At 71.5% G+C, this 16,455-nt stretch carries 15 protein-coding genes; 10 read left to right on the top strand and 5 right to left on the bottom strand.

Going from position 1 to position 16,455, the window contains the following annotated elements; all coding sequences use genetic code 11:
- Window positions 1-23: 23 nt before the first annotated feature.
- The 3 genes from J7E22_RS16090 to galU all read right to left on the bottom strand — a co-directional run bounded on the left by J7E22_RS16090 (window position 24) and on the right by galU (window position 2,867).
- Window positions 24-1,130, bottom strand: coding sequence for a hypothetical protein (locus J7E22_RS16090; protein ID WP_214982851.1), 1,107 nt, complete (start codon window positions 1,128-1,130; stop codon window positions 24-26).
- 98 nt (window positions 1,131-1,228) lie between these two features.
- A complete protein-coding gene (locus J7E22_RS16085) occupies window positions 1,229-1,888 on the bottom strand; it encodes a GNAT family N-acetyltransferase (protein ID WP_214982850.1) in 660 nt (219 codons plus the stop codon).
- Between the two features lie 88 nt (window positions 1,889-1,976).
- Window positions 1,977-2,867: a UTP--glucose-1-phosphate uridylyltransferase GalU gene (galU, locus tag J7E22_RS16080; RefSeq protein WP_214982849.1), complete on the bottom strand. Its 891-nt coding sequence runs from the start codon at window positions 2,865-2,867 to the stop codon at window positions 1,977-1,979.
- Window positions 2,868-2,980: 113 nt separating this feature from the next.
- On the opposite strand from galU, the gene J7E22_RS16075 reads away from it, so the two are divergent.
- From J7E22_RS16075 to mscL, 3 genes are all read left to right on the top strand, one after another.
- On the top strand, window positions 2,981-3,565 hold the full coding sequence (locus tag J7E22_RS16075) for a 5-formyltetrahydrofolate cyclo-ligase (RefSeq protein WP_214982848.1): 585 nt from the start codon (window positions 2,981-2,983) through the stop codon (window positions 3,563-3,565).
- Between the two features lies 1 nt (window position 3,566).
- Entirely contained in the window at window positions 3,567-3,932 is a 366-nt protein-coding gene (locus J7E22_RS16070) for an FmdB family zinc ribbon protein (RefSeq protein WP_214982847.1), read from the top strand.
- A gap of 67 nt (window positions 3,933-3,999) precedes the next feature.
- On the top strand, window positions 4,000-4,500 hold the full coding sequence (mscL, locus tag J7E22_RS16065) for a large conductance mechanosensitive channel protein MscL (protein ID WP_214982846.1): 501 nt from the start codon (window positions 4,000-4,002) through the stop codon (window positions 4,498-4,500).
- A 176-nt stretch (window positions 4,501-4,676) separates the two neighbouring features.
- Here mscL and J7E22_RS16060 read toward each other — a convergent pair whose 3' ends face one another.
- Together J7E22_RS16060 and J7E22_RS16055 are read right to left on the bottom strand one after the other, a co-directional pair.
- Window positions 4,677-5,261 (bottom strand): CDP-alcohol phosphatidyltransferase family protein, encoded by a 585-nt coding sequence (locus tag J7E22_RS16060; RefSeq protein ID WP_214982845.1) that lies wholly within the window; start codon window positions 5,259-5,261, stop codon window positions 4,677-4,679.
- A 450-nt stretch (window positions 5,262-5,711) separates the two neighbouring features.
- Entirely contained in the window at window positions 5,712-9,596 is a 3,885-nt protein-coding gene (locus J7E22_RS16055) for an AAA family ATPase (RefSeq protein ID WP_214982844.1), read from the bottom strand.
- A gap of 152 nt (window positions 9,597-9,748) precedes the next feature.
- Between J7E22_RS16055 and J7E22_RS16050 the strand changes: the two genes are divergently transcribed.
- The 7 genes from J7E22_RS16050 (at window position 9,749) to J7E22_RS16020 (ending at window position 16,443) form a co-directional block, all read left to right on the top strand.
- Entirely contained in the window at window positions 9,749-10,621 is an 873-nt protein-coding gene (locus J7E22_RS16050; RefSeq protein WP_214982843.1) for a CoA ester lyase, read from the top strand.
- Between the two features lie 10 nt (window positions 10,622-10,631).
- Window positions 10,632-11,090 (top strand): DUF6264 family protein, encoded by a 459-nt coding sequence (locus J7E22_RS16045; RefSeq protein WP_214982842.1) that lies wholly within the window; start codon window positions 10,632-10,634, stop codon window positions 11,088-11,090.
- An 89-nt stretch (window positions 11,091-11,179) separates the two neighbouring features.
- Window positions 11,180-12,100 (top strand): hypothetical protein, encoded by a 921-nt coding sequence (locus J7E22_RS16040; protein WP_214982841.1) that lies wholly within the window; start codon window positions 11,180-11,182, stop codon window positions 12,098-12,100.
- Window positions 12,101-12,210: 110 nt separating this feature from the next.
- A complete protein-coding gene (locus tag J7E22_RS16035; RefSeq protein WP_214982840.1) occupies window positions 12,211-13,476 on the top strand; it encodes an FAD-dependent oxidoreductase in 1,266 nt (421 codons plus the stop codon).
- The gene (locus J7E22_RS16030) at window positions 13,461-13,643 is read left to right on the top strand and encodes a hypothetical protein (RefSeq protein ID WP_214982839.1); all 183 of its coding nucleotides are present in this window, start codon (window positions 13,461-13,463) and stop codon (window positions 13,641-13,643) included. The genes J7E22_RS16035 and J7E22_RS16030 overlap by 16 nt, the downstream gene beginning before the upstream one ends.
- Window positions 13,640-14,518, top strand: a complete 879-nt coding sequence (locus J7E22_RS16025) for an aldo/keto reductase (RefSeq protein ID WP_214982838.1) — start codon at window positions 13,640-13,642, stop codon at window positions 14,516-14,518. The genes J7E22_RS16030 and J7E22_RS16025 overlap by 4 nt, the downstream gene beginning before the upstream one ends.
- An 86-nt stretch (window positions 14,519-14,604) precedes the next feature.
- Window positions 14,605-16,443: a hypothetical protein gene (locus tag J7E22_RS16020; protein WP_214982837.1), complete on the top strand. Its 1,839-nt coding sequence runs from the start codon at window positions 14,605-14,607 to the stop codon at window positions 16,441-16,443.
- Window positions 16,444-16,455 lie beyond the last annotated feature (12 nt).

Genomic DNA, 16,455 nt, shown 5'->3' with positions numbered 1-16,455 from the left:
GGACAAGTCGGGCGTGCCGTCCGTCAGACCGCGCGTCGGCGCCGCATGATCGCGTCGAGATCGGCCTGCTGGTAGGCGTCCTCACCGAGGACCCCCATCCCCGCCCACTTGCTCGGCGGGGCCGTCGGCGCCGATTCCGGCACATCGGTCGTCCCGGCGCCGGTGGCCGCGGCACGTCCGGTCGCCCCGGGAGCGCGGAGCCCCAGACGCTCGGCGAGCCGACCCTGGTCGTGCGCGGAGAGCGAGGCCGCGGCCTCCTCGACGTCCGACCGCAGACGGGACACCCGCGCGAGCGTCGGATCCGACTCCCCCGCACGCATCGCGGCGGCCTCGGCCTCGGCTTCCGCCTTGGCCTCGGCGACGCGGTCCTTCAGACGCGCGGCGAGCTCCGCCGACGACTCGGGAGATGGAGCGGGAGCGGTCGGCCGCTCCACGTACAACGGCTTCGGCACCCGTGCCGGGGTCCAGCTGCGGTCCTGCGCGGACACGGCGGGCACCTCCGTCGACAGGGGCGGCGCCGGGTCCGTCCACGTGGTCGCCGGTCGGGAGGCGCGGGGAGCGGCCGTCACGGACGCTGCGGCCCGCTTCTTCCGGGCCGTCGCGACCTGGTGCAGCTGTGCGAGCACCGTGGCGGCGCCGCCGACGGCCACCAGGCCCGCGACACCGATCAGCCACGCACCGGGCGCGGCCACGAAGACGACGAGGGCGACGACGAGTCCGAGCGCACCGAGGAGCGTGGCGCCGAGGCGCGACCGACGCATCCGCATCGCGGTGAGCGCCGGGACCGAGGAGACCTGCGCGAGCACCGGGGCCTGCTCGGCGAGCCGGCGGGTGATCTCACGCTGCCGAGCGGCCTCGTGGGCACGGACGATCGCGGCGCGCTTCGCCTCTTCCGACTTCGCGACCCGCTGGGCCTCGGCGAGGGATCGTGCGTTCATCTCGATGCGCACCTCGTCCGGCAGCTCGGAGGTCTGCGCGAGGATGCGGAGCGTCTGCTGCAGCCGGATCGCGTTCCGCTCGGTCGCGAGGTACTGGCGTCGAGCAGCCCACGACGGCATGAGGTAGACGAGCCAGAGCACGGCCGCGATGAGCAGGACGATGCCGCCACCCCACGAGCCGATACCTGCCATGGGGCAACGGTAGGGGCGCGGGTTCCCCGGGCCGGTGATTGCCGGACGCGTGTTGCGCGTGTCGCGACGGAATCACGTGACGCGGGCCGCGCCTCCCGTCAGAGCCGTGGGGTGGTGTGGATCGGCAGGGCCGCCTCGTCGCGGGCCGCGAGCGGCACGCTGCCCGCGCCCGGCGGCACCTGGCCACGCACCCAGCGCTCGAGGACGCCCTCGCGGACCTCCTCGGCCACGAGGGCGAAGCAGAAGTGGTCGCGCCAGTCGCCGTTGATGTGGATGTACCGGCGCCGGAGGCCCTCGTACCGGAACCCGAGCTTCTCGACCACGCGCAGCGACGGGCCGTTCTCGGGACGGATGCAGATCTCGATGCGGTGCACACCGACCACCTGGAAGCAGTGGTCGACCGCCAACGCCACCGCGATCGGCGTGACGTTGTGCCCGGCCGCGTCCTCGACCACCCAGTACCCGATGGAGGCGCTCGCCAGTGAGCCGTAGGTGATCCCGGACACGTTGAGCTGCCCGACGAAGCGGCCGTCGAGCTCCATCGCGAACGGGAGGCCGAGACCGGCACGGGCGTTCGCCTGGAGGGCGCGGATGCTGCCGCGGACGTCCGTCGAGACGTGGCCGGAGGGGTTCGTGGCCTCCCAGGTGCGGAGCCACGAGCGGTTGCTCGCGAGCGCGACGTCGAGGTCTCGGGTGTCACGGAGGCGGAGGGGCCGGATGGTGACCCGCCCGTGGGACAGGGTCGGGATGGTCGTCATCGGTTCAGGTTCCTCCGGTGCCCCGGCTGATCCCGGGGCGGGTGTCCCCCGCGGTGCCGGATCGCGGCACCGCGGGGGATGGGTCGACTCATTCGCCCGCGTTGAACTCCTTGAGCCACGACTTGAGGTCGGGGCCGAGGTCCGCGCGGTCCGAGGCGAGCTGCACGATCGCCTTGATGTAGTCGAGTTTGTCACCCGTGTCGTACCGGCGTCCACGGAACACGACGCCGTACACGCCACCGGTCCATTCCTCGGCGTTCGCCATCTTCATGAGCGCGTCGGTGAGCTGGATCTCGCCGCCCTTGCCGGGCTCCTGCTTCTCGAGGACGTCGAACACCTCGGGGCGGATGACGTAGCGGCCGATGATGGCCAGGTTCGAGGGCGCCTCGCCCTGGGCGGGCTTCTCGACGAGACCCGTGATCTTCACCACGTCGTCGACGTCGGTCGGCTCCACCGTGGCGATGCCGTAGAGGTGGGTCTGCGACTCGGGGACCTCGAGGAGCGCGACGACGGTCGCGTTCTTGTCGCCCTGGACCTCGATCATGCGCTTCAGGAGCGGATCGCGGGCGTCGATGATGTCGTCGCCGAGGAGCACGGCGAACGGCTCGCGGCCGACGTGCATCTTCGCGCGGAGCACCGCGTGGCCGAGGCCGAGCGGGTCACCCTGGCGCACGTAGTGCATGTCGGCGAGGTCGGTCGACTGGTTGACCTTCTGCAGCTTCTCGTGGTCACCCTTCTTGCGGAGGGTCTCCTCGAGCTCCGACACGTGGTCGAAGTGGTTCTCGAGCGCGTTCTTGTTGCGCCCGGTGATCATGAGGACGTCGGTGAGGCCGGCGTCGACCGCTTCTTCGACCACGTACTGGATGGCCGGCTTGTCGACGACGGGGAGCATCTCCTTCGGCATCGCCTTGGTCGCGGGGAGGAAGCGCGTGCCCAACCCTGCGGCGGGGATCACCGCCTTGGAAATCTGGAAGCCCATGCCCTGACCGTATCCGATGGCCCCCGTCGGGGGCATGTCAACGGAACGGGGGACACGGCTCTTCGGCGGCTTCCCGCACGGACCACCGTGGGGGCCTCGTTAGACTCCAGCGCATGATCGCCGATCTCGGGAACGAGAAGCGCGCCCTGCGAGCCGAACTCCGGCAACGCCGGCGCACCCGGACCACCACCGAGCGCGAGGCCGACACCGACTCCCTCACCGCGACGCTGCAGCGCTTCGCCGAGGAACGTCAGGTCCGGTCCATCGCGCTGTACCTGTCCGCCCCGGACGAACCGAACGTGCGGCCGTTCCTGAACTGGGCCTGCGCCGAGGGCATCCGGGTCCTGCTGCCGGTCACCCGGGAGGACGGGCTGCTCGACTGGGCCGTCGGCGACGGGGAGACCGAACGCGAGGGCGTGTACGGCGTCCCCGAGGTCGTGGGCGAGGTCCTCTCCCCACTGGCGATCAACGACGTCGACGTGATCTTCGCGCCCGCCGCGGCGGTCGGGCACGACGGGGTCCGGATGGGCTGGGGGCGCGGCTACTACGACAAGACCCTCGGGTCCATGGCGAACCGCCCGCCCGTCTATGCTGTGATCTTCGACGCGGAGTACCTCGACCAGGTCCCGCGCGAACCCCACGACGAACCCGTGGACGGCATCATCACGCCGTCGCGCATCATCACGTTCCGGAGCTGACGTGCCCACCTACTCGTACCGCTGCACCGAGTGCGGCAACGCCTTCGACATCAAGCAGTCGTTCACCGACGCGACCCTCACGGAGTGCCCGGTGTGCGGTGGTGTGCTGCGGAAGGTGTTCTCCCCCGTGGGCGTCACGTTCAACGGTGGCGGGTTCTACCGCACGGACTCGCGGGCTGCTCCGAAGGGCGAGGGGTCGTCGGCTCCGGCGACGTCGTCCGAGTCGGCCGGGTCGAAGCCGTCCGAATCGAAGAAGTCCGAGTCGAAGCCGTCCGGTTCGTCGGGTGCCGGTTCGTCGGGCGCCGGTTCGTCGGGCGCCGGTTCCTCGGGCGCCGGTTCGAAGCCGAGCGCGCCCGCCGCGTCCTGACGGCTCTGCTCCTTCAGTAGCTTGAGGTGTCGCCGACCGGCGGCCGTCCTCGACCGGAAGGGGTCCCGTGAAGGGATTCAGGGAGTTCCTGCTCCGCGGCAACGTCATCGACCTGGCCGTCGCAGTCGTCATCGGTGCGGCGTTCACCGCGATCGTCACCGCCATCGTCACGAGCCTCATCAACCCGCTGATCGGCGCGGTGTTCAACGCGTCGAGCTTGGACAAGGCCCTCGTGACCGCCATCCCGACCGTGTCGGGAGGGCACGCGAAGCTGCTCTTCGGCGCGGTCCTCGGGGCGGTCATCAACTTCGTCATCGTCGCCGCGGTCGTGTACTTCGCGCTCGTGCTCCCGGTGAACCACCTGCGGAAGGTCGCGTTCGAGCGGGTGAAGAACGACGCTGAGCAGACGCCGCAGGACGTCCCGCCGACCGATGTCGAGGTGCTGCTCGAGATCCGTGACCTCCTCCGCTCCCAGAACGGCATCAGCGCGTCGACCGGCGGTGGGGCGCACGTGGCGCCGTCGAGGGCACCCGAGGGCCCGGGGATCGCCGGCACGACGAAGCTGTAGCGGCGGCGGCGGCACGCTTCGCCGCGCCCCGCTTCCCGGCGGATCAAACCACGAAACCGACGTCGAACCAGCCCGCGGGGTCGGTTCGACGTCGGTTTCGTGGTTCCAGGGGTGGCCCGGGCCCCGGCCCGGCGACGGCGCGGACCCGGTGACGCGACGCCGCGCCGACCGCGCTGTCAGGCGGCGGCGACCCGACGGCGCTTCGCGAACATCGCGATGGCGTACTGCGTGCCCGCGACGACGTGGCCGACCGTGCCCAGGTACACGAACACGAGCGCGACCGTCCGGACCCACGGAGCCCCGTCCGCGACGACGTGCACGGAGGAGAACAGCAGCACCGGCAGCCCGACGAACAGCAGCGCGGAGCGGATCTTGCCGGTCCAGGTCACGTCGAGGTCCGGGTTGCCGTGGAACAGCACGCTCGACAGGATCACGAGCACCAGGTCCACGAGCACCACGACGGCGACGACCCACCACGGCAGCAGCCCGACGAGCACGAGGGACAGCACGATCGCGATGATCGCCAGCCGGTCGGCGACGGGATCGAGTGCCTTGCCGAGCTCGGACCCCTGGTCGAAGCGTCGGGCGATGAAGCCGTCCGCCCAGTCACTCAACCCGAGGACGACGAGCGACACGAGCGCCCATCCGGGGTGCCCCTGCACGACCAGGCTGATGTAGACGGGGATGAGCGCGAAACGGAACAGCGTGATCAGGTTCGGCCACGTCTGCCAGTCGGGGCGCTGCTTCACGGTGTCGCTCATCGCAGGCCAGGCTACCGGCTCACCAGTGCGGGGGGACGTCCCGCAGGAGTTGGTCGTCGTTCTCGCCGTCGCGGTGGCGCGCCGGTTCCGGCGCCGGGGCGGGGTCGCTGCCCGGCGCCGGCTGGGTGGTGACGCGCCTGTGGCGGCGCGTCGCGCCTCCCGGCTGACCGGCGGGAGTCCGGACGACGTCCGGTTCGGGACGGACGGGAGGCGCGGCTGACGGCTCGTCGTCGGCTCGCGTCCACGTGCCCACCAGGTGGTCCGTCTCGGGCGTCACCGGCCCGGCGGGCCGTGCAGCCCGACGGCTCATCGGCGGACGCGGGCGCCGCCGGGATCCGGCGCGCTCATCGGCGGGCGGGGCCCGTCGTGGGCACGCCGGGGTGGAGATCCGGCGTGGTCATCGGCGCGCGGGGCCCGTCGCGGGCACGCCGGGGTGGAGATCCAGCGTGCTCATCGGCGGGCGGGGATCGGGGGGATGGAGATCTCCTGCGTCGCGCCGCGGTCGACGCCGAGCACGGCGGCGACCGTGTTCGCGACGCGGTCCGGGTCGGAGAACAGCTGGAACGCGTGCACACGCACGTAGTGCCAGCCGAGTCGCCGCAGCACCTCGGGACGCAGCCGCAGGGACTCGCGGAGCGACCCCTTCACGAGCGACGCGTCGGTCTCGATCGTGACGCAGACCCCGCCGTGCGCGGCCACGAGGCCGAGCTTCCCGCGGTGTCCGAGCGCGACCGGGATGCCGCGCATCTCGAGTCGGCGCGCCAGGTCCACGAGCAGCGGGTCGGAGTCGTCCGGCACGTACTCGGCGCTGGTGCGGGCCCGGACCTCGGCGAGGATCTCCGCGAGCGCGACCGTGCCGTGGCCCATCCGCTCGGCCTCGATGTCAGACGGCTGGAAGCAGGTCACGATGACCATCGAGCGCCGGGCGCGGGTCATCGCGACGGCGAGCAGGCGCTCACCACCAGGCTTGCCGAGCGGGCCGAAGTCGCGGAGGACCCGGCCGTGCGGCGTCCGGCCGTAGCCGATCGAGAACACGACGCGGTCGCGGCTCTGGGCGACGGACTGCTCGAGGGTGGCGACGATGAACGGCTCGGCGCGGTCACCGATGACGAACTCGGTCAGGTCCTTGTGGCCCTGGGCCGCGGTGAGCACGGCCTGTTCGACCCGGACGGCGTGCTTGGCCGACGCGGTGATGACCATGAGTGACTCGGTCGGGCGGGTCCGGGCGTGGTCGATGACCAGCCGGACGACCCGGTCGACCTCGGCGTCGACGCTCTCGACGGCACCGGACTCGGGGTCCGGCACGGCCTTGCCCTCGCTGACGTAGTCGAGCGCGATGGAGCCGTGTCCGAGGAACGAGCCGGCCCAGGGCAGCGACTCGATGCGGCCGCCGTAGAAGCGTCGGTTGACGAGCTCGGCCAGGTCCTCGCCGCCGGCGCGGTACGACCGGGTGAGGGAGAGCGTCGGCAGCAGCGTGGACAGCTTCGCGAGTGCGGAGTCCGCGTGGAAGGCGTCGAGCGTCTGCTCGTCGACCTGCAGCGCGCGGTGCTCGGGGTCGACGGCGATGCGGAACGGCGACGGAGTCTGCGTGACCGGGTCACCGAAGACGACGGTCTGCCGGGCGCGGCGGACGGCACCCACGGTCTCGGCGATCGTCACGGCGCCCGCGTCCACCAGGATGACCGTGTCGAACGGCATGGTGTCGGCGATCTGCGCGACCTCGTACGGCGACGCGAGCCACACCGGCGCGATCGACCGGGACAGGTGCGGGGCAGAGTCCTGCAGCAGGCGCGAGGTGATCGCGCCGTCCCGCAGCTGGGTCTTCAGCGCCGTGGCCTCTTCCGGCCAGTCGACGAGTCCGACCTTCCAGTTCTCGGCGAGCTGCCATGCCAGACCCTGCGAGACCCCGGCGGCGTGGGCGTCGTCGACGAGCCGGAAGTCGGCCTCGACCCGGTCGAGCATGTCCGTGTTCGCCCCGAGCAGCGCACGGTCCGACTCGAGCATCGTCTCGAGGGCGGACTGCCACCAGGCGAGCTCGAGCTCGGCGGGGACCTGGGTGTCCGGCACGTGCCGGTTCGCCAGGTCCGTGATGAGGGGTTCGAGCTGCAGGTCGCGCAGGGTCTGCATGAGCTCGGTGCGCTCCTGCAGGTTGTGCAGGACGTCCGACTCGGCAGCCAGCTCGGCGACGAACGGCACGAGCCGGTCGATCGACAGGTTCGCGAGCTGCTGGTCGCGGTCGGTCCGGCCGAGCGGCTCGTCGAGGCGCGCGAGGTCCTCGGCGACGTTCGAGAACAGCACCTGGACGTCCGCGATGCCGGTGGGGACCTCGGGGTTCACGCCGGCTGCGACGTACCGCTGCCAGAGCACGCGCTGCTGCTGCACGCGTGTGAGTGCCTCGTGCAGGTCGGACACGTGCACGCCGGGGCGGACGTACTCGCGGGCGAGCTTCTTCAGCCGGCGACGGTTCGTGCTCGACATCGGGGCACCCTCGCCACGGGGTGCGGTCGCCGCGACGAGCTCCGACACGGAGCGGTCGAACACCACGGGCAGGAACCGGTCGAGCGTGTCGCGGATCTCGGTGAGCAGGCGGAGGTAGATGCCGAGCTCGTTGATCGTCGTGAACTGCCGCATGTGCGTCGAGCTGACGAGGTCACGGGCGCGGCCGAGCAGCGTCGGCAGGCCGTCGGCGTCCAGGTCCTTCGCGATCTTGTGGGCGCGCTGTGCTCCGTCGCTCGACGAGAACTTCGCGCCGTACCAGGGCGAGTCGTCGGGGCCGTAGCGGAACTCGCCGAGGTTCGCCGCGCTGACCATCGTCTCGGCGACGCGGGAGCGCCCCTCGACCATGGACGAGACCGAGCGCTTCGAGAGTCGTGCGGTCGTCGACGGCGCGATCGGCAGCAGGGACAGTCGGGAGAGTTCGACCAGGCAGTCGAGCACGGACACGCGGAAGTCGGGGTCGATGCGGGTCAACGAGCCGCGGTAGTCGGTGAGGACCTTGCGCAGGCGGACCAGGGCGTCGTCGACCTCACGGAGGTTCGGACGGCTGGCCTTCTCGTTTCGGGCGATTGCACGGACGATGTCCCGACGGAGCGTCGACGGGGTGACGGCCACGCCGGGCAGCTGCACCTCGCCGAAGCGGGCCGCGATCCCGCGGAGCGTCGCACGGCGCGGGCTGACGACGAGCACGCGCTTGTTCGCGGCCACCAGGCCGCCGAGGGCGTTCACGATGGTCTGGGTGCCACCCGTGCCCGGCAGGGTCTTGACGACGATCGAGTTGCCGGCCGTGATCTGCGCGATCACGTTCTCCTGCTCGTCGTCGGCGTCGAGCAGCAGCGTGTCGGTCTCGGGGCTGCGCTCGTCGGACGGGGTCTGCTCGACGGGACGGTAGGACTGCTCGACCTGCCACTTCGCGCTCGGGTTGCCCGCGAGGGCGTCGAGCACGGGGTGGGCCAGGTCCTTCGTGTCCTCGGCCAGGCCGGTCGCGACCTCGGCGAAGGTCGAGACCACCAGACGGGCGTGCACGGAGAAGCCGGGGATGTGCGCCGTCAGTCCACGGAGCCGATCGATCACCGGGTTCGGCGTGAACGAGCCGTCCTGCTGCGCGAGGGCCACGAAGGACTGCGCGTCGAGGGTGATGCCGTACTGCTCGCGCAGGGCGTCGGCGAGCGCCGGGTTGAGCACCGGCTCGCCGAGCAGGCGGACCTCGAAGTCGCGGCCGTGGCGGCGGATCGCCAACGGTCGCAGGAGCACCGGTCCGCGGAAGTGCTCGTCGCCGTGCTGCCAGTCGGCCATGCCGATCCCGAGCCTCACGGCGTCGATGCCGCGCACGGTCGCGAGTTCGGTGCCCTTCGCCTCGACGTGCCCGGCAGCGACACGGGCCGCGCGCAGGGCGACCTCGTCGCGGATCAGGCTCGACAGCAGCGTGGTCTTGCCGGTGATGAACTGGGCGAGCCCACCGGGGTGGGTCGTCGAGAGCTCGATGCGGGCGCGCGGGTGGTCCGCGAAGTGCGTCAGGGGGCTCGTCCCGCCGACGCCGACGAGCTGGGTGCGCCAGGCTTCCCAGATCGGCTCGGCCGCGTTCCCCGCGGTCAGTCGGGGGTCGCCGAGGCTGATGGCGTGCGGGCTCGTGACCTGCAGTTCGGGTCGGAGGCGTCGGTCGGGCTCGTCGTCGAGTCGGCCGTCGGCCTGTTCGTGGGCTCGGGCGTCGGCCTGTCCCTCGCGCTGTTCGGAGGCCCCGCTCGCGGCATCCGCGGTCGTGTCGGCGCCGTCGTCCGGGCGCGCGTCACCGCCCTCGACGGGGACGTCGTCGTTCACGTCGTCCTCACCGTCGGTCACCCTGTCCGCTCGCCACACATCCGACACTGTAGGCGGAAGCGGGCGACCTCTCTGGCAATGAACCGTGGTTTCGGGGTTTCCGACCGCGCGGACACGCGGGCGACGGCCCGCGGGAGCGCTCCCCGGATGGTCGATGTGGTACCAACGTGGACATGGCCATCGACGACCGCACCACTCCGTCCACCCCTGCGCCGAACCGGCGTCGATCGGTCCCGCCGGAGATCTCGCGCTCCTGGCTGCTCGTCGCCGGCACCGCTGCGGACAAGTTCGAGCGCGCGCAGCGCTCCCGCGCCGACCAGATCATCCTGGACATCGAGGACGCCGTCGACCCCGCCGCGAAGCCGGCTGCACGCCAGACCGTCGCGTCGTGGCTCGCCGGTGGCGGTGAGGCCTGGGTCCGCATCAACGACGTGACGACCGAGTTCTGGGCGGACGACGTCGAGGAGCTCCGCGGTCTGCCGGGCCTGCAGGGCGTGATGCTCGCGAAGACCGAGGCGCCGGCACAGGTCACCGACACCTGGCACCGTCTCGGCGGGCAGATCCCCGTGATCGCGCTCGTGGAGTCCGCCGTCGGGATCGAGGACGCGACGAGCATCGCGAAGGCCCAGGGCGCGTTCCGCCTGGCGTTCGGGTCGGGCGACTACCGCCGCGACACGGGGACGAGTGCGGACACCCTGGCGATGGCCTACCCGCGGTCGAAGCTCGTCGTGGCCTCGCGCGTCGGCAACCTGCCCGGCCCGATCGACGGGCCGACGGTGGGGTCGTCGCACCCGATCCTGCGCGAGCAGTCGCAGGTGGCCGTGTCGCTCGGACTCACCGGGAAGCTCTGCCTGGACACCGAGCAGCTCCCCGTCATCAACGAGGTCATCTCGCCGACCCCGACCGACGTCGCGTGGGCGCAGGACTTCCTCGACGACTTCGAGGCACGCGGGCGCGTCATCCGCGACGGCTCGGACCTGCCCCGGCTCGGCCGCGCGCAGAAGATCCAGCGCCTCGCCCAGGCGTTCGGCGTCGAGGCACGGTAGGACGGACGACATGACCTGGTCGAACGTCCCCGGCGGACCGCCGCAGCACACCCCGTCCGACGCGGAGCGACGGGCCTGGGAGCAGGGCGGCACCACGCTGTTCCCGGCCGCGAAGCTCGCGGACCGCATCACGACCGTGCTGCTGCTCGCGTTCGGCGCGATCATGACGGTCATCACGGCCGTCGTCGGGATCATCGCCATCCTCTCCGCGACCGCGAACTGCGACGCGTCGGCCGGGTGCACCCCTGGTGGGTACTTCGGTGGCGCGGCGATCGCCATCGGGGGTTCGTTCGTGATCGGCGTCGCGACGATCGTCCTGGCCGTGGGCGCCTGGATCCGTCGGCGGTCGTCGTGGTGGATCGCCGCGATCGGCTTCGTCCTGGCGATCGGCGTCATCAGTTGGGGTGGCGTCGTCTTCGCGCAAGCCGCCGACGCGGGGTCGTCCGCTTCGGTCAGCAGTGCTGCGTGATCGAATTCATCGCGCTCAGGATGAGACCGATATAAGGAATACTCGGCGGTTAAGGTGAGCGGACTTGACCGACGACAGAAAGGGACCTCATGGCTCCTTCGATCCTCCGCAGCCGCCGCACGCTCGCCGGTGTCGCCCTCGCCGCGGTCGCGGGCGGCTTGGTCGCCGCCGCGCCCGCGAACGCCAGCAGCGGCTACCCGATCATCTTCAGCCCGTACATCACGTTCGTGCAGTGGCACTCGGCGTCGGAGACGCTCGACGGTCGCGCGGTCTTCTACGCAGACAAGACCGAGGTGCCGGTGCTGGTGCACGCCGAGCCCGGCGACCTGACCCTGACCGACGAGGACGGCAACGTCCTCTGCACCGTCTCGAAGGAACGCTTCCCACACGACACCTGCGACATCGTCGGGATGGTGGCGGGTGAGCACACCGTGAAGGGCACCATCAGGAACAACCACGGCGTGCAGCAGATCCCCGCCGTCACCGTGGTCTCCTTCGCGGAGGAAGCCCCCGACACCGCGGTACCCGCCCCTGGCGAGGTGGACCCGGGCTTCGCCGTGCACAAGCCGGTGGTCGCGCAGCCGAACCCGGGCGAGACCGACCCCGGCTTCACCATTCCGATCGTGGCACAGCCGAACCCAGGCGAGACCGACCCCGGGTTCACCGCTCCGCAGCCGGTCGTGGCGCAGCCCAACCCGGGCGAGACCGACCCCGGCTTCACCGCCGGCAAGCCGATCACCCTCGCCGACACGCACCTCGACGACGACGGCTCGCTCACCGTCGCCGAGTTCATCGGCAAGCCCGGCCAGCAGTGGAGGGCGAGCTTCCCCACCGCCGACGGACCGATCCAGACCACAGGAACCATCGACGAATCCGGCCGCTTCGCCCTCAAGCTCCGCATCAAGGCCGGCAAGAACTCCCCGGGCACGATCGTCATCACCAATCCCCGCACCGGAACGCCTGAGCGGTACAACTTCACGATCGCGTCGGCGAGTTCCGGCACCGCCTGACGGACGTCCGCCGGCTGGCGGTCCCGGCCCGCGCCTCCAGACCGACCGTGGTCACCACACGGCGGACTGGAGGCGCGTCCTGCGTCGGTCGCCGCGCGTAGCGTGAGCGCATGGTGACGGTGAGCAGGACCACGGTGGCCGTGATCGGCGGCGGCCCGGCCGGCGTCGTCCTCGGGCTGCTGCTCGCGCGAGCCGGCATCGCCGTCCGCGTGATCGAGAAGCACGGCGACTTCAACCGGGACTTCCGCGGCGACACCGTGCACGCGTCGACCATCCGGTTGCTCGACGAGCTCGGTCTCGGCGAGCGTTTCCGGGCGCTCCCGCAGTCGCGGCTCGACGACTTCTCGCTGCCGATGCCCGACGGCTCCCGCTTGCTGCTCGGGGACTTCTCCCGGCTGCGACCCCCCTACGACTACGTGGCGATGGTGCCGCAGTGGGACCTCCTCGACCTGCTCGTCACCGCAGCCAAGGCCGAACCGTCCTTCTCGATCAGCATGGGGCTCGAGGCGACGGACGTCATCGTGGAGAACGGCGTGGTGTCCGGCGTGCACCTTCGGCCGTACCGCCGGGGCGGTGACGGGGACGACGTCGCCGCTGTCGAGGAGCTGCGTGCCGACGTCGTGATCGCGTGCGACGGGAGGGACTCAGTACTCCGAGCAGCCGCCGGGCTCGTCCCGAAGGCCTTCGACGTGCCCTTCGACACGTGGTGGTTCCGGCTGCCGAAGGAGCCGGGTGATGCCGATTCGGCGCTCGTCCCGGCGTTCTCCGACCACGACGTCGTGCTGAGCTTCCCGCGGCCGGACTACCACCAGGTCGCGTACTTCGCGCCGAAGGGTTCGGACGCCGCGTTGCGAGCCGCAGGCGTCCAGTCGTTCCGGGACCGGATCGCGCGGAGTCGGCCGGACTTCGCGGATCGGGTCGACACGATCGGCTCGATGGACGACGTCCACGTGCTCGACGTGTGGATGGACCGCCTGCGGCGCTGGTGGCGACCGGGCTTGCTGTGCATCGGGGACGCCGCGCACGCCATGTCACCCGCCGGGGGCGTCGGCATCAACCTGGCCGTCCAGGACGCGGTCGCGACGGCGACGATCCTGGCGCCCGCGCTCCGCCGGGGTCGCAGCGGGGACGCGCTCGGGGTCACGCTCGCCGCGGTCCAGCAGCGTCGGATGCCGCCGGCCGTCCTCGTGCAGGCCGCACAGAGGGTGCTGCACCGCGTCGTGTTCGAGCGGGCGTTCTCGGGCGCACTACGGGACGGACCGCCGCTGCTGCCCGTGCTGCTCGCGCGGTGGGTGCCGCCGGTGCGGGGGCTGTACGCGCGCGGGATCGCGTTCGGGCCGTTGCCGGAGCACGCGCCGAGTTGGGCGCGGCGCTGACACTGGCGGTGCGGGTGCGGGTGCGGGTGCGGGTGCGGGTGCGGGTGCGGGTGGGGGTACGGGTGCTGGTGCTGGGTCTGGCTCTGGTGCTGGTGCTGGTGCTGGTGCTGGTTCGCTTTGTCGATCCTGAGCGCGCGGACCGTGTCGGGCGCATGCTGGGGCGATGAAGCAACGAGTCATCGGAGACGTGTCCGTCAGTGCCATCGGTCTCGGCGGGATGCCGATGTCCATCGAGGGGCGACCCGACGAGCGGCGCGCGATCGCGACGATCCACGCGGCCCTCGAAGCCGGCGTCACCCTCATCGACACCGCCGACGCATACCACCTGGCCGCGCATGACGAGGTCGGCCACAACGAGCTCCTGATCGCCAAGGCCGTTCGGGAGTTCCACGGCGACACCTCGGCGGTGCTCATCGCGACGAAGGGCGGGCACCTGCGGCCGACAGCGGGCCCGTGGGCGCAGAACGGTCACCCGGAGTACCTGAAGGAGGCGGCCAAGGCGTCCGCGAAGCGCCTCGGCGTCGAGACGATCGGGTTGTACCAGTTCCACCGCCCGGACCCCGCGGTCCCCTACGCCGAGTCGGTGGGTGCGCTCGGCGAGCTCCTGGACGAGGGCGTGATCCGCATGGCGGGCATCTCGAACGCGGACCTCGACCAGATCCGCACGGCGAACGAGGTCTTGGACGGACGGCTCGCGTCGGTGCAGAACCAGTTCTCGCCGGCGTTCCGCTCGAGCGAGCCCGAACTCGAGCTGTGCGACGAGCTGGGCATCGCGTTCCTGCCATGGAGCCCCCTCGGCGGCATCGCGAACGCGTCCGGACTCGGCTCGACCTACCAGGACTTCGCGGTCGTCGCGCGGGAGCACGGCATCACGCCGCAGGTCGTGGCGCTCGCGTGGGCACTCGCGAAGAGCGACGTCGTCGTACCGATCCCCGGGGCATCGCGTCCGCAGTCGATCCTCGATTCGATCACGGCGGCCACGGTGCGCCTCCGGCCGGACGAGATCGCGCGGCTCGACGCAGCGCGGGCTCTGACGCCGTGAACGCCTCTCGCTCGGAATAGATTCGACATACGGAATATCGGTTCGCTACGGTGTGCAGGTCCTGTACACCGAACGAAAGCGAGCTCATGGCTCCCTCGATCTTCCGCAGCCGCCGAGCGCTCACCTGTGTCGCCCTCGCCGGCATCACCGGTGGCCTCATCGCCGCCACCCCCGCGAACGCCACCGAACGCGGCGCGAACCTCTTCAACCCGACCATCGCCTACGTGCAGTGGGCACCCGCGTACACGCAGCAGGACGGCCGCGCGGTCTTCCAGGTCAACCAGACCGACGTCCCGGTGCTGGTGCGCGCCGAGCCGGGTGACCTCACGCTGACGGACGACGACGACAACGTGCTCTGCACCGTCGCCAAGGCCGACTTCGAGCGTGACACGTGCGACATCCACGGGCTGCCCGCGGGCGAGCACACCGTCAAGGGCACGATCATCAACAACCACGGCCTCCAGCAGATCCCGGCCGTCACGATCCTGTCCTACGCCGACGAGGCCCCTGCCGACTCCGACACCGCCGTGCCGGCGCCGGGCGAGGTCGACCCTGGCTTCACGGCGCCGGAGCCCGTCGTCGCCCAGCCGAACCCGGGTCTGCCCGACCTCGGGTTCACGTTCCCGGTCGTGGCGCTGCCGAACCCGGGCGAGACCGACCCCGGCTTCACCGCACCCGAGCCCATCGTCGCCCAGCCGAACCCCGGCGTCACCGACCCCGGCTTCTCGGCCGGTGCCACCAAGATCTCCCTCGCTGGCACCAGCCTCGCCGAGGACGGCGTCGTCACGATCGCCGAGTTCGCCGGCACCCCCGGCCAGCAGTGGCTCGCCAGCTTCGACGGCGTCAACCAGCACGTCTGGACCGGCGGGACCGTCGACGGCTCCGGCCGCTTCACCCTGAAGCTCCGCATCGCCGCCGGCGAGCAGTCCCCGGTCACCTTCACCACCACCGACCCCCGCACCGGCGAAGAGGAGCGCTACGACGTCACCGTCGCCTCCGCCGTCACCCCCGAACCCGTCGTCGCGCAGCCGAACCCTGGCGAGACCGACCCCGGGTTCACCATCCCGGTCGTCGCCCAGCCGAACCCGGGCGAGACCGACCCCGGCTTCACCAAGCCCGAGCCCGTCGTCGCCGAGCCCGTCGTTGCCCAGCCGAACCCGGGCGTCACCGACCCCGGCTTCTCGGCCGGTGCCACCAAGATCTCCCTCGCCGGCACCCACCTCGCCGAGGACGGCATCACCGTCGCCGAGTTCGCCGGCACCCCCGGCCAGCAGTGGCAGGCCGACTTCGACGGCGTCAACCAGCACGTCTGGACGAGCGGGACGGTCGACGACTCCGGCCGCTTCACCCTGAAGCTCCGCATCGCCGCCGGCGAGCAGTCCCCCGTGACCTTCACCACCACCGACCCGCGGACCGGCGAACAGGAGCGCTACGACGTCACCGTCGCCTCCGCCGTCGCCCCCGAGCCCGTCGTCGCGCAGCCGAACCCCGGCGAGACCGACCCCGGGTTCACCGCACCCGAGCCCGTCGTCGCGACGCCGGCTCCCGGTGACGTCGACCCCGGCTTCACCAAGCCCGAACCCGTCGTCGCCGAGCCCATCGTGGCCCAGCCCGCCCCCGGCGACGTCGACCCCGGCTTCTCGCCCGTCGGCGACGTGAAGCCCGGCGCTGACCTGGAGGTCGTGGACGTCGAGACGTCGAAGTTCTTCGGCGGCATGGCGACCATCACGCTGCACGACCCGTCGGTCCGCTCGGCCTACACGGTCCAGCTGTTCAGCGGTTCGACGTTCCTCGGCTACGCCACGGTCGACGAGAACGGCGACCTGACCACGAAGGTCTACGGCATCGGTCTCGGCGCCCAGACCATCACGGTCAAGGTGAAGGGTGCCACCGTGCTCGACATCCCGGTCACGGTCCAGGTCTGATCGCACCAAGCA

It is taken from the genome of Curtobacterium sp. ISL-83 (genome assembly GCF_018613895.1).
In the GTDB taxonomy this organism is placed as follows: Bacteria; Actinomycetota; Actinomycetes; order Actinomycetales; family Microbacteriaceae; genus Curtobacterium.
The sequence above is the reverse complement of the archived record's forward strand: the minus strand, read 5'-3'. Positions and strand labels throughout refer to the sequence as shown.

Excerpts from the sequence above, each read along its gene's own strand:
- J7E22_RS16090 (WP_214982851.1), bottom strand. The coding sequence starts at position 1,130 with ATGGCAGGTATCGGCTCGTGGGGTGGCGGCATCGTCCTGCTCATCGCG.
- J7E22_RS16085 (WP_214982850.1), bottom strand. The coding sequence starts at position 1,888 with ATGACGACCATCCCGACCCTGTCCCACGGGCGGGTCACCATCCGGCCC.
- galU (WP_214982849.1), bottom strand. The coding sequence starts at position 2,867 with ATGGGCTTCCAGATTTCCAAGGCGGTGATCCCCGCCGCAGGGTTGGGC.
- J7E22_RS16075 (WP_214982848.1), top strand. The coding sequence starts at position 2,981 with ATGATCGCCGATCTCGGGAACGAGAAGCGCGCCCTGCGAGCCGAACTC.
- J7E22_RS16060 (WP_214982845.1), bottom strand. The coding sequence starts at position 5,261 with ATGAGCGACACCGTGAAGCAGCGCCCCGACTGGCAGACGTGGCCGAAC.
- J7E22_RS16050 (WP_214982843.1), top strand. The coding sequence starts at position 9,749 with ATGGCCATCGACGACCGCACCACTCCGTCCACCCCTGCGCCGAACCGG.
- J7E22_RS16045 (WP_214982842.1), top strand. The coding sequence starts at position 10,632 with ATGACCTGGTCGAACGTCCCCGGCGGACCGCCGCAGCACACCCCGTCC.
- J7E22_RS16040 (WP_214982841.1), top strand. The coding sequence starts at position 11,180 with ATGGCTCCTTCGATCCTCCGCAGCCGCCGCACGCTCGCCGGTGTCGCC.
- J7E22_RS16035 (WP_214982840.1), top strand. The coding sequence starts at position 12,211 with ATGGTGACGGTGAGCAGGACCACGGTGGCCGTGATCGGCGGCGGCCCG.
- J7E22_RS16025 (WP_214982838.1), top strand. The coding sequence starts at position 13,640 with ATGAAGCAACGAGTCATCGGAGACGTGTCCGTCAGTGCCATCGGTCTC.
- J7E22_RS16020 (WP_214982837.1), top strand. The coding sequence starts at position 14,605 with ATGGCTCCCTCGATCTTCCGCAGCCGCCGAGCGCTCACCTGTGTCGCC.